Source organism: Eggerthia catenaformis OT 569 = DSM 20559 (assembly GCF_000340375.1).
GTDB lineage: Bacteria > Bacillota_I > Bacilli_A > Erysipelotrichales > Coprobacillaceae > Eggerthia > Eggerthia catenaformis.
On record NZ_KB446646.1, the window covers coordinates 108711 to 124105 of the forward strand.

The 15395-nt window shown below is 32.5% G+C and carries 14 protein-coding genes; 13 read left to right on the forward strand and 1 reads right to left on the reverse strand.

All coding sequences use genetic code 11. From position 1 onward, the window contains the following. Positions 1–36 precede the first annotated feature (36 nt). The 4 genes from HMPREF9943_RS00590 (at position 37) to HMPREF9943_RS00605 (ending at position 3351) form a co-directional block, all read left to right on the forward strand. A complete protein-coding gene (locus HMPREF9943_RS00590) occupies positions 37–819 on the forward strand; it encodes a DUF5011 domain-containing protein (RefSeq protein WP_004801125.1) in 783 nt (260 codons plus the stop codon). Then, on the forward strand, positions 816–1382 hold the full coding sequence (locus tag HMPREF9943_RS00595; protein WP_004801126.1) for a rhomboid family intramembrane serine protease: 567 nt from the start codon (positions 816–818) through the stop codon (positions 1380–1382). Before HMPREF9943_RS00590 ends, HMPREF9943_RS00595 begins: the two co-directional genes overlap by 4 nt. Positions 1383–1475: 93 nt before the next feature. Next, positions 1476–3104, forward strand: a complete 1629-nt coding sequence (locus HMPREF9943_RS00600) for an autotransporter outer membrane beta-barrel domain-containing protein (RefSeq protein ID WP_004801127.1) — start codon at positions 1476–1478, stop codon at positions 3102–3104. Between the two features lie 64 nt (positions 3105–3168). Further along, positions 3169–3351, forward strand: coding sequence for a DUF4250 domain-containing protein (locus HMPREF9943_RS00605; protein ID WP_004801128.1), 183 nt, complete (start codon positions 3169–3171; stop codon positions 3349–3351). 29 nt (positions 3352–3380) lie between these two features. Here HMPREF9943_RS00605 and HMPREF9943_RS10005 read toward each other — a convergent pair whose 3' ends face one another. Beyond that, positions 3381–3527, reverse strand: a complete 147-nt coding sequence (locus tag HMPREF9943_RS10005; RefSeq protein WP_154647513.1) for a hypothetical protein — start codon at positions 3525–3527, stop codon at positions 3381–3383. 143 nt (positions 3528–3670) lie between these two features. Between HMPREF9943_RS10005 and HMPREF9943_RS00610 the strand changes: the two genes are divergently transcribed. From HMPREF9943_RS00610 to carB, 9 genes are all read left to right on the forward strand, one after another. Beyond that, positions 3671–5338, forward strand: a complete 1668-nt coding sequence (locus HMPREF9943_RS00610; protein ID WP_004801129.1) for a hypothetical protein — start codon at positions 3671–3673, stop codon at positions 5336–5338. Positions 5339–5541: 203 nt separating this feature from the next. Next, positions 5542–6609, forward strand: a complete 1068-nt coding sequence (locus HMPREF9943_RS00615) for a hypothetical protein (RefSeq protein ID WP_004801130.1) — start codon at positions 5542–5544, stop codon at positions 6607–6609. A 69-nt stretch (positions 6610–6678) separates the two neighbouring features. Further along, positions 6679–7506 carry an SAM hydrolase/SAM-dependent halogenase family protein gene (locus HMPREF9943_RS00620; RefSeq protein WP_004801131.1) on the forward strand — a complete coding sequence of 276 codons (828 nt, stop codon included), beginning with the start codon at positions 6679–6681 and terminating at the stop codon, positions 7504–7506. A gap of 107 nt (positions 7507–7613) precedes the next feature. Further along, positions 7614–8591, forward strand: coding sequence for a mannose/fructose/sorbose PTS transporter subunit IIA (locus HMPREF9943_RS00625; protein WP_004801132.1), 978 nt, complete (start codon positions 7614–7616; stop codon positions 8589–8591). Positions 8592–8601: 10 nt separating this feature from the next. Beyond that, entirely contained in the window at positions 8602–9414 is an 813-nt protein-coding gene (locus HMPREF9943_RS00630; protein WP_004801133.1) for a PTS mannose/fructose/sorbose transporter subunit IIC, read from the forward strand. Between the two features lie 17 nt (positions 9415–9431). Next, positions 9432–10349, forward strand: a complete 918-nt coding sequence (locus HMPREF9943_RS00635) for a PTS system mannose/fructose/sorbose family transporter subunit IID (RefSeq protein ID WP_004801134.1) — start codon at positions 9432–9434, stop codon at positions 10347–10349. A 21-nt stretch (positions 10350–10370) separates the two neighbouring features. Continuing rightward, positions 10371–10751: a DUF956 family protein gene (locus tag HMPREF9943_RS00640; RefSeq protein WP_004801135.1), complete on the forward strand. Its 381-nt coding sequence runs from the start codon at positions 10371–10373 to the stop codon at positions 10749–10751. 251 nt (positions 10752–11002) lie between these two features. Further along, positions 11003–12079 (forward strand): carbamoyl phosphate synthase small subunit, encoded by a 1077-nt coding sequence (locus tag HMPREF9943_RS00645; protein WP_004801136.1) that lies wholly within the window; start codon positions 11003–11005, stop codon positions 12077–12079. Beyond that, on the forward strand, positions 12072–15266 hold the full coding sequence (gene carB / locus HMPREF9943_RS00650; RefSeq protein ID WP_004801137.1) for a carbamoyl-phosphate synthase large subunit: 3195 nt from the start codon (positions 12072–12074) through the stop codon (positions 15264–15266). Before HMPREF9943_RS00645 ends, carB begins: the two co-directional genes overlap by 8 nt. The last annotated feature ends 129 nt before the right edge of the window (positions 15267–15395 follow it).

Below are 15395 nucleotides of genomic sequence, written 5' to 3' on the forward strand. Positions count from 1 at the left end.
TAAAAGTATAATGGTTAAAAGACAGGTGGTGATAATATGAAGAATAAAATAACTGTATGTATTTTATTATTCTTCATTATATTAGAAGCCTGTTTTATTTATATTGCTGAAACTATGACTGTTTTTAGTTTAAAAAAGAATGTTTTTACTTTTGAATATGGAACTGTTATACCTACTAATCCTGATTATTATGTTAATTGTTCTCATAATATTAAAGATTCTATTCAGCTTAATCTTAATAAAGTGCAGACAAAAACAGGAACTTATAGTGCATCTGTAACTTATATTAATAAGACTTATGACTTTAAAATTATTGTTGAAGACAATACCAGACCATATCTTGATTTAAAAAAGATTGTTTATAAAATACAGGCAGGAGAAATACTGTACGCAAGTAAAATAGAAACTCAGCTTAAAAAATCCAGTAAAAGTCATGTCTATTTTTTGTATAGTACTGAAAGTGAGAGTTTAGTAAAATATAAGAAATACAATCAGATGGGAACTTACATAGAAAGAGTCTTAATAGTTGATAAGAATGGAAATAAGTCACAGCCTAAAAGAGTAAAAGTTATTGTCTCTAGAAATAAAATTAAGCCTGTAATAAAAGGTGTTTCAGATATTACAATAGCTTTAGGTTCATCTTTTGATCCATATAGCGGTATTAGTGCTCATGATGATTTAGATGGTAATCTGACTTCAAAGATTAAAATCAAAGGACAGGTAGATACTTTAAAAAAGGGTGAATATACTCTTACTTATAGTGCTACTGATAGTTCAGGTAATACAGCAGTTAAGAAAAGAAGGGTAAGTGTAAAATGATTACAAATATTTATATGCTTGTATGTATAGGTTTATTTATTTATATTAGATTTATTGAAAGCACAAAAGACTTTAATTATACAGCTTTAAAATTAGGAGCTATGTATCCGCCAAAGATTCATGAAAAAAAGGAATACTGGCGTATTCTAACATGTCATTTTATTCATATAGATCCTATTCATTTATTTATGAATATGTACTGTATCTATTATCTTGGGCATTTCTTTGAATCAATGATGGGAACATTACAATATGGAATATTAGTTTTTTCTTCTATGATTTGTTCAGGATTAATTACTTATTTTGCTTCTTATTATAGTGATCATGCGATGCATACACTCACTTTAGGAGCAAGCGGTGTATTCTATGGATATTTAGGAGCTGTGATCGGATTAGCTTTATTTCGAGGAGGAAACTTTGTTTCTCTTTTACAGAACTATCTTTTTATGATTGTGATTAATTTAGGGTTTACATTATTTGCACCCGGTATATCTAAATCCGGTCATTTGGGAGGATTGCTGGGAGGATATCTTTATATATTTGTGATAACACAGTTTTTTTAAGAGAGGCAACTCTCTTTTTTTTACATTATTCAAACGTAAATATCACATAATTCTCTTTTATGATAATTATAAGATCACAGATAGGAGGCAATTATGAATAAACCATTAAAGAATACAATCGCAATAAGCACTTTAATAGGATTAATGGCATTGACAGGAGGAACTTGTTACAGTGATCATAAAAGCATGAATAATGTATTTCCATTAGAAATGAGAAAAAATATATCAAACAATCATCAGTCACAAAAAACTGCTGAACCTTCAAATAAAAAAGCACCTTTGGGGAGTAAACCGCCACAAATGAAGAAAAAGTCATTAAATCCTTTATATTATGGAGTTTTTACTGCTGAAGCATTAGCCATTTCTTTAGCAGCCGCATATCTGATTATGACAAAAGGATCTAAAAAAGATATTAAAGATGTCTTGAAAAATAAGGATCAAAAAATTATAGCCGGATTAACAGTTGCATTGCTTACCGGAGGAATAACTTATGTAAATACTAAAATAGCCTCAGTACAAACAAATAGAATGACTATGCAGGTATCACAAAATTCAGCATCTGCTTCAGGAACGGTTACAGTATCTAAAGATAAGACTTTAACAGGTTCTTATAGTTCATCTTCTCAAGATCAGTCTGTTATTTTGGTGAATGGCGGAACTGCTTCTATTAATAATGCACAAATTATAAAGAAAGGTGATACAGGTAATATTGAAAATTCAGAATTTTATGGTATAAATTCCGGTATACTGGTACAAAAAAATAGTACAGCAATTATTAAAAACAGTACTATTAATACATCTTCTAAAGGTTCAAATGCAGTTTTTGCAACCGGTACAAAAGCTAAGATAACAATATCTGATTCAACAATAAAAACAACAGGATCGTCAGGATCAAGAGGACTGGATGCAACTTATGGAGGGAGTATTATTGGAAATAACTTAAAAATCAGTACTCTTGGTCAGAGCTCAGCAACTTTAGCTACAGATCGAGGTGAAGGGAATATTCATGTTTCTAACAGTACTCTAAAAACAAATGGCGGCGGATCACCATTGATCTATTCTACCGGTAATATATCTGTTAATAAAACCACAGGAATTGCTAATAATTCACAAATAGCTGTTGTTGAAGGAAAAAACAGTGCTTCAGTTAGATCTTCTACATTATATGCAAATGGCAACGGTAATAGGAATCATGTGGATGATGCCGGGATAATGATCTATCAGTCAATGAGTGGTGATGCATCAAGCGGTACAGGAGTCTTTAGTGCTTCTCAGTCTTCTTTAAATATCTCAAGTACATCCAAATATTATAAAACGGCACCAATGTTTTTTATAACTAATACAAATGCTAAGATTAATTTGACAAATACACAGTTAAATTATGGAAGCGGAATATTATTAAATGCCGCTGCAACAAGTGAATGGGGAAAATCCGGTTCTAATGGAGCTACAGTTACATTAAATGCTTCATCACAGACACTGGCAGGGAATATTAATGCAGATAAGCTTTCATCAGTTACACTTCATCTTAAAACATCTTCCTATAAAGGGGCTATTAATAATAAGAATACAGCTAAGAATATAACACTGACACTGGATAAGTCATCATCTATTACATTAACCGGTGATACTTATATAACATCATTAAATGATGAAGATACAAGCTATAGTAATATTCATTTAAATGGCTATAAACTATATGTAAATGGGAAAACTCTCTGATAGACTTGACCTTTTATAAAAAATATCATATATTAGGAAAGGTTTTGAATAAGGGGGTAGAACCATGGATAAGAAATTACCAAGTGATGCACACATATTAGTGAGTTTCTTAAATACACAATTAAGAGATCATTACCAGTCTTTAGATGCATTATGTGAAGATTACCATGTTAATCGGGATGAATTGATTTTAAAGGCATTATCTGTAGATTATACATACAATACTCAAGCTAATCAGTTTAAATAAGCACCTCATTTTGAGATGCTTTTTCAATACTATTCTTTTTGACTAAGCCATTTATATATTCTATAAATAACATAAACAATAAACTCTAGAGAAAACAGGAAGAATCCGATAAATAAAAGATAAGGAAGATATCGTAAAAATAATGCAAAGATGTAAGTTATCAAGCTTTCTATCATATAAAGCCCTCCTTTATTATGAAGTGTATGATATTTTAATATGAAAGTCAAAACATCCTGTCATCTATTTGTTAAAGTTTCATAGAGTCTTTTTATTCACTGATTGAGAAAGATATGATAAAGTAAATTAAGGGGGTAAGTCTATGAATAATATATTTAAAAGCTTTAAAGGAAATATAAATGGCTTATTTAAGCCTGGACTTTCTAAAAAAACATCAATTTTTACTGCGATAGGATTAATTGTACTGATGGCCGGATATTACTATTTTAATCATCCTGCGATTAACTTAAAAGATCCGGAGTTTTTACCGATATTATTTATCTTTGTATTAATATTATTGGTCTTTATAAGTATCTTTTTTAATGGTCATGAGAAAGTTAAAGGAACATTACAGAGTACTTTAGGTATTGTTTTAGGACTCATTATTATCGGCGGGATAGGAGGTATGTTTTTTACTAGTAAAATATTCCATGCTAAGCTATATTCACAAAGAATTAAAGTTGAAGAAGTTAAATTTAATTCAGATACATTGAAAGAAGTAGACTTTAATAAAACACCGATTATAGATAGAAAGAGTACAATTAAGCTTGGAGATAAAGTTATGGGTGAAATACCGGAGCTTGTTTCTCAGTTTGAAGTTTCAGATGCTTATACTCAGATTTCTTATAAGAATAGTGTATATCGTGTAACACCATTGGAATATCCTGATTTTATTAAGTATTTCTCTAATCAGTCTAAAGGTATACCCGGTTATATTCTTGTTAATAGTACCAACGGAAAAGCACAGCTTGTTAAATTAAAAGATTTAGGACTGGGAGGTATGAAATATGTACCATCTGCTTATTTTAATCATAATTTACAAAGAAAGCTTCAATTAGATTATCCCACTACAATATTTGGCTCACCGTCATTTGAAATAGATGAAGAAGGACATCCCTGGTATGTATGTACAACTTATGGATATTACGGTGTAGGGACAAAGAAATATGTTAATGGAATGATTTTATTTGATCCTATTACGGGACACTCTAAGAAATATAAAGAAGGAGAATTTCCTAAATGGGTAGATAGAGTCTATCCGGAAGATTTAGTTATCAAAGAAATTGATGATAATGGATCATTAAAAAGAGGATATCTCAATTCAGTCTTATCACAAAAGAATGTTACTTATACTTCTGATGGATATAATTATCTGGAAAAAGATGGAGATATATGGATCTACTCAGGTATTACATCAGCAAATACTGATTCTTCAAATCTGGGTTTTGTTCTTACAAACCTAAGAACACATAAGACATTAAAATTTGCTTGTTCAGGAGCCAATGAAAAGGCGGCTATGGAATCAGCTGAAGGGGAAGTAAAGAATTATGGCTATAAAGCAACTTTTCCATTATTAGTGAATGTTTCAGGCAATCCGGTTTATCTGTTATCTTTAAAAGATAATGGCGGATTAGTCAAACAGTATGCCATGGTAGATGCTAAAGACTATCAAAGAGTTGTCGTCTATTCGGCTGATACCTATCGTAATCTTTCTAAGTTACAAAAGTCTTATATTAAAACGTTATCAGGAGAAGAAATCACATCTTCTTCTAAAAAAGAAACCATTAAAATTAAAACCATACGAATTTTAAATGTAGATGAGAAAACAAAGATTTATCTTACTGATACAAACAATAAAAAATATAAGATTGAAGCTACATCTTCTAATGAAGATACTATAGCCTTTCTAAAGGAAGGAGATAATATTACTATTCAGTATATTGAATCAGATGTTAATATTATCAAAGAGATTTCTAAGACCGGTTCTTAATAAACCGGTCTTTTATTTACTTTGTATATCAAATTATTATATAATTTAATTAGAAATACAAAATATATTAGAAAGGAGTTGTGATTCCCTTGGTGTATTTAAGCAAGGTATAAGAATTATATTTATAATTAATAAATTAAAAATTCAGGAGAGAAAAGCATGAAAAAAATCGACAATTCAGATTACTTTATAGGAGTTTTTAAATGAGTAAGCTATTATTATGTATACTTTTAGTACTGGCTTCAGGCTGTTCATTTTCTAAGAAAGAAGCTATTGATTATGAATTAGGTGTTATTGAAACGACTACTCTGGATCGTAAAACAAGATTTCTTTATCTTGATAAGAATTTGAATATTGTCAGAAAAGACCATTATAAAGCAAGTACAACTTCTTCCAGTGCTGAAAATCCTTCTTATCAAGGCAGAAAAGTTTATTTTGTTCCTAATGGATTAACTGATGAAGGAATTGAAAAGAAGATATTAGAAGTTGATAGGGATACTCATCAAATTAAATCTTATGATGTAAATAGGGTAAATCTTCAAGGTATTGCTGTCAATGAGAAATATACTTATACGATAAGTAATGATAATACAATTACTTATATCACACAAACAGACTATCATAATAAAAAAGTAAAAGAATTAACTTTTCATGATATTATTACTCTTACTGTTTTAAAAGCTAATGATAAGATTATTGTTCCTTATGGGCTTATAAAAAAGACAGAAAAACAATTAATAAATATTTATGATACAGAATTAAATTTAATTAAGAAACTGGATTTATCAAAATATGGTCATGGTATTACAAGATTAATAGTTATAGGAAATAAAGCTTATATGCCTATTTCATCAAAGTTTAATTATAATACTTATGATAATGATAATAATAATTTGATTGCAGAGTTAGATTTAAAGACATTGAATTATAATATTATTAAGCTTAAGGCATCTGAGGTGGGAGATGTATCTTTTTATAAAGATTGGCTGGTAGTGGTTAATTCTGATGCACCTCGTTATGAGGGAAATAAAATAACATTCTATCATACCAAGACTAAAGAAGAGAAAGTTTATGAATTAAAGGATCATCTTGCCAGAATAGAAAGGACAGGAGATTATTTTTATGGATTGTCATATATAAAGGATGGTTATAAGATTACCAGATATTCAATTAAGGATAATATGAAGGAGCTGAACAGTAAGAAATTTTATCCGTCTAAAGGGTATAGTGTACATTATTATTGTTCAAATATTTTTGTAAAGAATAATTAAATTTTAAAATCCGACTTATAAGAGTTGGATTTTTTCTTTGTATGGCTTACAATATAAAGGGTGATAAAAATGAATATCGTATTACAGACAGATTTTTCTAATACATGGGGCGGAGTAGCCAGTATGAAAGGAATTATAAAAAGTGTCAATGATTCATTAGATATTATTGATTTAACACATGATATTGATAAATTTAATGTCTTTGAAGCATCACTTTCATTACATCGAGTCATTCCTTACTGGCCTTCTCAGACTATCTTTATTTCAGTGGTAGATCCGGGAGTAGGCAGTGAAAGACTGCCGCTGGCTTGTCTGACGAACAGTGGCAAGTATATTTTTTCTCCTGATAATGGATCTTTAACACATATGAAGAAACATATTGCTCAATCAAGAATAATAGATTGGAAGTATGGTTTAAGAAATGAAGGATCTGTTTTTGATGGCAGAGATTTATTTGCGAATGCTGCCGCATTACTGGCAGATGAGCAGATTACATTTGAAGAACTGGGTAAAGAATATCCTGTAGAATATTTATCAGAGTGTGAAGAATATAGTATTCGTCCTTTTTTAGAATTGCATAAGACTTCAGGATTTATAATGACCGGTAATAGGCATTTTGGCGGTATTGAATTAAACATTAAGAATAAGGATTTTGATAATTGTGACTTTGATTTTGGTGATAAGGTTAATATAGTTATTAAGAATAATGAATGTATTTTATTTGATGAAGAAGTTAAGTATCATAAAGCTTTTAGTTTTGTTTCTAAAGGAAAGGCTATTCTTTATCCCGGAAGCAGCGGTTTTTTATCTTTAGATATTAATCAGGGACATTTTATGAATACTTATAATGTTAGTGCCGGTAAAGATTATCAAGTAATAATATCTAAAAAACCATGAAATTTCTTTCCCTTTCTAAGATGAATTGAAAACGCTTAGAATTAATGATATGATGATATTAAGTAAGACTACCAAGAGTCTTAAATAATTTGGAAGGGAGAGATAAAATGGTAGGAATTATCATTGCGAGTCATGGAAAGTTTGCTGAAGGTATCTTTCAGTCAGGCAGTATGATCTTTGGTGATCAGGCAAATGTTAAAGCATGTACATTAATGCCCAGTGAAGGTCCTGAAGCAATTAAGGCAAAGATGGAAGAAGCCATTGCTTCATTTGATGATCAGGAAGAAATATTATTTCTGATTGATTTATGGGGTGGGACACCATTTAATCAGGCAAGTGCTTTAATCGATGGTCATGAAGACAAATGGGCAATTGTTGCCGGATTAAATTTACCTATGCTGATTGAATGTTATGCTTCACGCTTATCTATGACTTCAGCACACGATATTGCAGCACATATCTTAAAGACTGCTAGAGAAGGTGTAAAAATCAAGCCGGAAAGTCTCGATATTGCTGAAGAAAGGAAGATTGAGATGCCAATTCATCAGGGAGCTATTCCTGAAGGAACAGTACTTGGTGATGGCAAGATCAAGTATGTACTTGCTAGAATTGATACAAGACTGCTTCATGGTCAGGTTGCTACTGCATGGACAAAAGCAGTGAGTCCGACACGTATTATTGCTGTATCGGATGCTGTATCAAAAGATAGTCTTAGAAAAACAATGATTGAGCAAGCTGCACCGCCGGGTGTTAAAGCAAACGTTGTTCCTATTTCTAAGATGCTTAAGGTGGATCAGGATCCACGGTTTGGGAATACTAAAGCGATGCTTTTGTTTGAAAATCCACAGGATGCTTTAGAAGCTATTGAAGGCGGTATTAAGATTAAAGAGCTGAATCTAGGTTCTGTTGCTCACAGCAACGGGAAGGTTGCAATCACAAAAGCCGTTTCTTTAGGAAAAGAAGATGTTGATGCATTAGAAAAGCTGATTTCTTTAGGTGTTAAGATTGATGTCAGAAAAGTACCATCTGATAGTCCGGAAGATATTCAGTCAATATTAAAAAAAGCAAAAGCGGAATTAAAGTAAAGGAGATATTATGTCAATAATTACAATAATAATGATTGTTATCGTTGCATTTTTGGCTGGTATGGAAGGTATTTTGGATCAATGGCAGTTCCATCAGCCATTAGTTGCATGTACATTAATTGGTTTAGTTACAGGACACTTGCAAGAAGGAATTGTTCTTGGCGGTGCTCTTCAAATGATGGCTCTTGGCTGGGCTAATGTTGGGGCGGCAGTTGCACCCGATGCGGCATTAGCTTCTGTAGCTTCAGCAATCATTCTGGTATTAGGCTTAAAGGGTGGAACAACAAATGTTACAACTGCTATTAATACATCAATTGCAGTTGCTATCCCTTTATCAGTAGCCGGTTTATTCTTAACTATGATTTGTCGTACAATTGCTATTCCGATGGTTCATTTTATGGATGCAGAAGCTGAAAAAGGCAATATTAAAGGTGTTGAACTCTGGCATATTCTAGCGATTGGATTACAGGGTATTCGTATTGCGATTCCGGCACTGGCTTTGTGTATTGTTCCTCCGGAAGCAGTTACCAATGCTTTAAATGCTATGCCGGCATGGTTATCAGGCGGTATGGTTGTTGGCGGCGGTATGGTTGCTGCTGTCGGTTATGCGATGGTTATTAATATGATGGCAACAAAAGAGGTATGGCCATTCTTCATTATCGGTTTCTGTTTAGCAGCAATCAGTCAGTTAACACTTATTGCTTTAGGTTTAATCGGTTTAAGCTTAGCACTCATTTATCTTGGATTAAAAGAGAAGTCAGGTTCATCAGGCGGTAATTCCGGATCAGGAGATCCGTTAGGTGATATTCTGAATGATTATTAGGATCGGAGGTAAAGAAAATGACTGAAAAAATAAAGCTCACAAAGAAAGATAGATTTGCGGTTGCAGTTAGACATCAGTACCTTCAAGGTTCTTGGAACTATGAGCGTATGCAAAATGGCGGTTGGTGTTATTCTATTATTCCTGCAATCAAGAAGTTATATAGTAATAAAGAAGATAGGATTGCTGCATTAAAAAGACATTTGGAGTTCTATAATACACATCCATATGTTTCTGCACCTGTTATGGGTGTTACACTGGCTTTAGAAGAAGAAAGAGCCAATGGTGTTGAAGTCGATAATGCAACAATCCAAGGGGTAAAAGTCGGTATGATGGGACCTCTTGCCGGGGTTGGAGATCCTGTATTCTGGTTTACGGCTCGTCCTATTTTAGGAGCATTAGGGGCATCATTAGCTTTAGGTGGCAGTATTATCGGACCTTTATTATTCTTTGTAGTATGGAATATATTAAGATTTGGGTTTATCTGGTATACACAGGAATTTGGTTATAAACTGGGAACAGAGATTACTAAAGACTTATCCGGAGGATTGCTTGGTAAAATCACTCAGGGGGCCTCTATTCTTGGTATGTTTGTGATTGGCAGCTTAGTACAGCGCTGGGTAAGTATTAACTTTACACCTATTGTTTCAAAGGTTACACAATCTCCGGGAGCATATATTGACTGGGGCAAGCTTGCATCAGGAGCAAGAGGTATTAAAGAAGCATTAATCCAGTATAACAGTCTCGGTGCTAACGGCTTAGATAAAGTAAAGATCACAACTCTTCAGGAAAACTTGGATTCATTGATTCCGGGTCTGGCTGCTGTATTGTTAACTTTATTGATTTGTCAGTTATTAAAGAAAAAGGTATCGCCAATTGTTATTATTGTTTGTCTGTTCGTTGTCGGTATCTTAGCTAGATTAGCACATCTTATGTAATAAATATCAGGGAGAAATGATATGGTTCGTTCACTCAATTCAAGGGTTGATTTAACAATTGATGCAACATCCTATTTCGGATTGGCCAGCTATGGTAAGGTCATGATAGGAAATACAGCATTTGAATTTTATAATGATCGTAATGTATCGGATTATATTCAAATACCTTGGGATGAGGTTGATTATATTGCCGCCTCTGTAATGATAGGTGGAAAATGGATCAGCAGGTTTTCTATCTTTACAAAGAGTAATGGAAATTTCTCTTTTTCAACGAAGGATAATAAAAAAACTTTAAGAGCTGTCAATCAATATATCCCTTCAGAAAAATTACGTAAATCACTGACATTTTTACAGGTTATTAAAAGAGGATTCTTCTCTCTTTTTAAGAAGAAGGATTCTTGATATTAAAAAAAGTATATCAGTTATGATATACTTTTTTGATTGTTTTTATTTTTGAAATAGTCCTTGAAATACAAAATTTTTCGTTATATACTACTACAGAAGGAGTGAGAGGAATGACTTTAGTATATAGAAAAAATAAGAAAGACAATCCTATATATCTTCAGGTGTTTTATTCTCATTTTTATATTTCTATTTAAGACATATCATCGTATATTGATATGTCTTTTTTTTAAAAGAAAAGAGGTTAAATGATGAAAGCATATTTGATTTTAGAAGATGGTCATGTATTTGAAGGAGAAAGCTTTGGATCAGATAAGGAAATTATCAGTGAATTTGTTTTTAATACATCTATGACAGGCTATACAGAAGTATTAACTGATCCTTCTTATGCCGGTCAGAGTGTTGTGATGACATATCCATTAATAGGAAACTATGGTGTATCTTATAAGGATCAGGAATCTAATCATCCTTTTGTAGAAGGATTTGTGATTCATGAACTATCAAGAATAGGATCAAACTTTAGAATGCATATGAGTCTTAATGATTATATGATAGAAAATAATATTCCCGGTATTCAAGGTGTAGATACCAGAGCTATTACTAAGATTATTAGAATGCATGGCTGTATGAATGGGATGATTACAACACATAAATATCAGGTTCATGAAGTTTTAGATAAAATCAAAGCTTTTAAAGTAACAGGAACTGTTGAAAGATGTACCTGTGATACCAGCTATAAGATAGGGAATGGAAATATAAGAGTGGCTTTATTAGATTTTGGAGCAAAAAGAAATATTGCTAAAGAACTTGCAAAAAGAGGATGTGAAGTTACCGTTTTACCGGCTTCTACTAAAGCAAAGACTATTATTAATGATCATTATGATGGTATTATGCTTTCTAATGGCCCCGGAGATCCATCAGAGAATATAGAGATTATTGAAGAAATAAAGATATTATCACAAACAGATATTCCTATTTTTGCGATTTGTTTAGGACACCAGATGTTAGCATTAGCTCATGGGTTTGAAACAGAAAAGCTTAAATTTGGACATCATGGAGCTAATCATCCGGTTAAGGACTTAAATACAGGAAGAGTTTATATTTCTACTCAGAATCATAATTATGTGATTAAAGATCATACGATTGATAAGAATATCGCAAAACCATGGTTTATAAATGTAAATGATGGAACAATAGAAGGAATGGATTATCTTAACAAAAGAATTAAGAGTGTCCAGTTTCATCCTGAAGCAAGTGCCGGACCGCATGATACAGCTTATTTATTTGATGAATTCATTAAAATGATAGGAGGAAATAAAAATGCCTAGAAGAGAAGATATTAAAAAAGTATTAGTCATTGGTTCTGGTCCTATTATTATTGGACAGGCAGCAGAATTTGATTATGCGGGAACACAGGCATGTCGTGCTTTAAAAGAAGAAGGAATAGAAGTTGTGTTAATTAATTCCAATCCGGCTACTATCATGACAGATAAAGATATTGCTGATCATGTTTATATTGAACCGCTCACAATACCAACTGTAAAACATTTGATTGAAGTAGAAAAACCGGATTCTATTTTACCTACATTGGGTGGACAGAATGCTTTAAATATTGCGATGGCATTGGCTGATGAAGGCTTCTTAGAAGCACATCATGTACAAACGATTGGAACTGATACAAATACAATTAAAGAAGCGGAAGATCGGGAATTATTTAAAGAATTAATGGAGAAAATCAAGGAACCGATAGCTCCAAGTACCATCGTGAATGAAGTAGAAGATGCTTTAATATATGCTAAAGAAATAGGTTATCCGGTCGTTGTGAGACCGGCCTATACTTTAGGAGGAACAGGAGGAGGCATTGCTTCTAATGAAAAAGAGCTTCATGATATTTGTTCCAATGGACTAAGGCTTTCAAGAGTTTCTCAATGCTTAATTGAAAAGAGTATTGCCGGATGGAAAGAGATAGAATATGAAGTTATGAGAGATGGTGAAGGGAATTGTATTACAGTATGTAATATGGAGAATGTAGATCCGGTAGGTGTTCATACCGGAGATAGTGTTGTTGTTGCACCATCACAGACATTGGGTGATCGAGAATATCAGATGTTAAGAAGCTCAGCATTGAATATTATTACTGCTTTAAATATAAAAGGGGGATGTAATGTCCAGTTTGCATTAAATCCTTATAGTTTTGAATACTGTGTGATTGAAGTCAATCCCAGAGTATCACGTTCTTCCGCTTTAGCTTCTAAGGCAACAGGATATCCTATTGCTAAACTGGCTGCTAAAATAGCTTTAGGTTATACATTGGATGAAATAGTTAATGCTGTTACAGGAAAAACTTATGCTTCATTTGAACCGGCATTAGATTATATTGTATGTAAGATACCAAAATGGCCATTTGATAAATTCTATGATGCTTCAAGAACATTGGGAACACAAATGAAAGCAACCGGAGAAGTAATGTCTATCTGTGATAACTTTGAAGGAGCTTTAATGAAAGCATTACGTTCATTAGAACAGAATGTTTATTATTTAAATCTAGAATCATTAAAGGATAAGGATACTCTTTATCTAAGAAAGAAATTAAAAGATATAGATGATCAAAGGTTATTTGTGATAGCTGAATCATTAAGAAAAGGTATATCTATTCAAGAGATTCATGAAATTACAAAGATAGATATATGGTTTATAGATAAGATAAGATATCTTGTTCAGATAGAAGAAAGGTTAAGATCCCAACCTCTTACAATAGAATTATTAAAAGAAGCAAAGAAAAGAGAATTTCCTGATTCAGTAATCTCAGAGCTATCAGGAATGAAATCAGATAGAATTAGACAATTAAGATTAGAAAATAAGATTACAGCAGCTTTTAAGACTGTTGATACATGTGCTGCTGAATTTGATGCAGATACACCTTATTTCTATTCAATCTTTGGCGGTGAACATGAAATACAGCCATCTCATAATCGTAAAAAGGTCATGGTCTTAGGATCAGGACCAATTAGAATAGGGCAAGGTATTGAATTTGATTTCTGTTCAGTTCATTGTGTCTGGGCATTAAAAGAGATTGGATATGAAACAATTATTGTGAATAATAATCCTGAAACTGTATCAACAGATTTTGATATTGCAGATAGATTATATTTTGAACCGCTGACAGATGAAGATGTCAGAGAAATTGTAGATTTAGAACAGCCTGATGGTGCTATTGTTCAGTTTGGCGGACAGACTGCTATTAAGCTGACACAGGCATTAATGGAAATGGGAGTTAAGATTCTGGGAACATCTGCTGATGATGTAGATGCCGCTGAAGATAGAGAAAGATTTGATGAAATATTAGAAAAATGCGGTATTGACAGACCGCAGGGACAAACAGTCTTTACTGTTGAAGAAGCTTTAGAAGCAGCGAATGAACTGGGCTATCCGGTTTTGGTCAGACCATCTTATGTATTAGGTGGAGCAGGTATGGAAATAGCCTTAAATGATGGAGATGTAAAGAAATTTATCGGTCATATTAATGAACAGTTTCAGGAACATCCAATTTTAATAGATAAGTATCTATCGGGTAAAGAATGTGAAGTAGATGCAATATGTGATGAATATGGTGTTTTAATCCCCGGTATTATGGAACATGTAGAAAGAGCCGGTGTTCACTCGGGAGATTCTATCTCCGTTTATCCTCCACAAAAGATTAAACAAGAAATGAAAGATATAATTGTTGAATATACAAAAAGATTAGCTGATGCATTACATGTTAGAGGACTTATTAATATTCAGTTTATTGTCTATGAAGATCAGGTATATGTTATTGAGGTTAATCCAAGATCATCACGTACAATTCCTTATATTTCTAAAGTAACCGGTATTCCTCTTGTTAAAGTGGCAACTAAGGTCATTATGGGACAGTCTATTAAAGATCAGGGATATGATTATGGGATTGTTCCGGAAAAAGAAACAATCGCAATTAAAATGCCGGTATTCTCGTTTGAAAAGATTACCGGAGCTGAAATAAGTTTAGGACCGGAAATGAAATCAACAGGAGAAGTATTAGGAATCTCTAAAGACTTTGATGAAGCAATGTATAAAGCATTTATTGGAACAGGTATTGATCTTCCTAAGAAAAAAAATATTATCTGTACAATCAAAGAGTCTTCAAAAAATGAATTTCTTCCAATCGCAAAACAATATCATGACTTTGGTTATGATCTCTATGGTACCAAAGGAACCTATCAGTTTCTTATTGATCATGGAGTACCATGCCAGCTGGTTAATAGAATTAATGAAAAGCATAATACATTATTTGATCTAATGTTAACAGATACAGTAGATCTGGTAATTGATATTCCTACAAGAAATAACAATCTGAAGGATGGCTTTATGATTAGAAGATTTGCAGTAGAAGCAGGAATTCCTATCTATACATCATTAGATACGGCTCAGGCATTAATTAATTCTCTGGAATTAAGAAGAAAAGGAAAAACATCCTTAATTGATATTGCTCGGCTATAGTAAGCATAAAGACAGATTGATATTGATATGATACTTCCAAAGTAGACAGTCTAATTAACTAAAATTAGATTATCTACTTGGAGGTATTTTTTATGGGAAGAAAAGCGAAGTATAGTATTCTTTGGCTAA

What these genes read in the sequence shown, in the direction of transcription:
- HMPREF9943_RS10005 (WP_154647513.1), bottom strand. Translation starts at nt 3,527, where the DNA reads ATGATAGAAAGCTTGATAACTTACATCTTTGCATTATTTTTACGATAT.
- HMPREF9943_RS00640 (WP_004801135.1), top strand. Translation starts at nt 10,371, where the DNA reads ATGGTTCGTTCACTCAATTCAAGGGTTGATTTAACAATTGATGCAACA.
- HMPREF9943_RS00625 (WP_004801132.1), top strand. Translation starts at nt 7,614, where the DNA reads ATGGTAGGAATTATCATTGCGAGTCATGGAAAGTTTGCTGAAGGTATC.
- carB (WP_004801137.1), top strand. Translation starts at nt 12,072, where the DNA reads ATGCCTAGAAGAGAAGATATTAAAAAAGTATTAGTCATTGGTTCTGGT.
- HMPREF9943_RS00610 (WP_004801129.1), top strand. Translation starts at nt 3,671, where the DNA reads ATGAATAATATATTTAAAAGCTTTAAAGGAAATATAAATGGCTTATTT.
- HMPREF9943_RS00605 (WP_004801128.1), top strand. Translation starts at nt 3,169, where the DNA reads ATGGATAAGAAATTACCAAGTGATGCACACATATTAGTGAGTTTCTTA.
- HMPREF9943_RS00630 (WP_004801133.1), top strand. Translation starts at nt 8,602, where the DNA reads ATGTCAATAATTACAATAATAATGATTGTTATCGTTGCATTTTTGGCT.
- HMPREF9943_RS00620 (WP_004801131.1), top strand. Translation starts at nt 6,679, where the DNA reads ATGAATATCGTATTACAGACAGATTTTTCTAATACATGGGGCGGAGTA.
- HMPREF9943_RS00645 (WP_004801136.1), top strand. Translation starts at nt 11,003, where the DNA reads ATGAAAGCATATTTGATTTTAGAAGATGGTCATGTATTTGAAGGAGAA.
- HMPREF9943_RS00590 (WP_004801125.1), top strand. Translation starts at nt 37, where the DNA reads ATGAAGAATAAAATAACTGTATGTATTTTATTATTCTTCATTATATTA.
- HMPREF9943_RS00635 (WP_004801134.1), top strand. Translation starts at nt 9,432, where the DNA reads ATGACTGAAAAAATAAAGCTCACAAAGAAAGATAGATTTGCGGTTGCA.
- HMPREF9943_RS00600 (WP_004801127.1), top strand. Translation starts at nt 1,476, where the DNA reads ATGAATAAACCATTAAAGAATACAATCGCAATAAGCACTTTAATAGGA.
- HMPREF9943_RS00595 (WP_004801126.1), top strand. Translation starts at nt 816, where the DNA reads ATGATTACAAATATTTATATGCTTGTATGTATAGGTTTATTTATTTAT.
- HMPREF9943_RS00615 (WP_004801130.1), top strand. Translation starts at nt 5,542, where the DNA reads ATGAGTAAGCTATTATTATGTATACTTTTAGTACTGGCTTCAGGCTGT.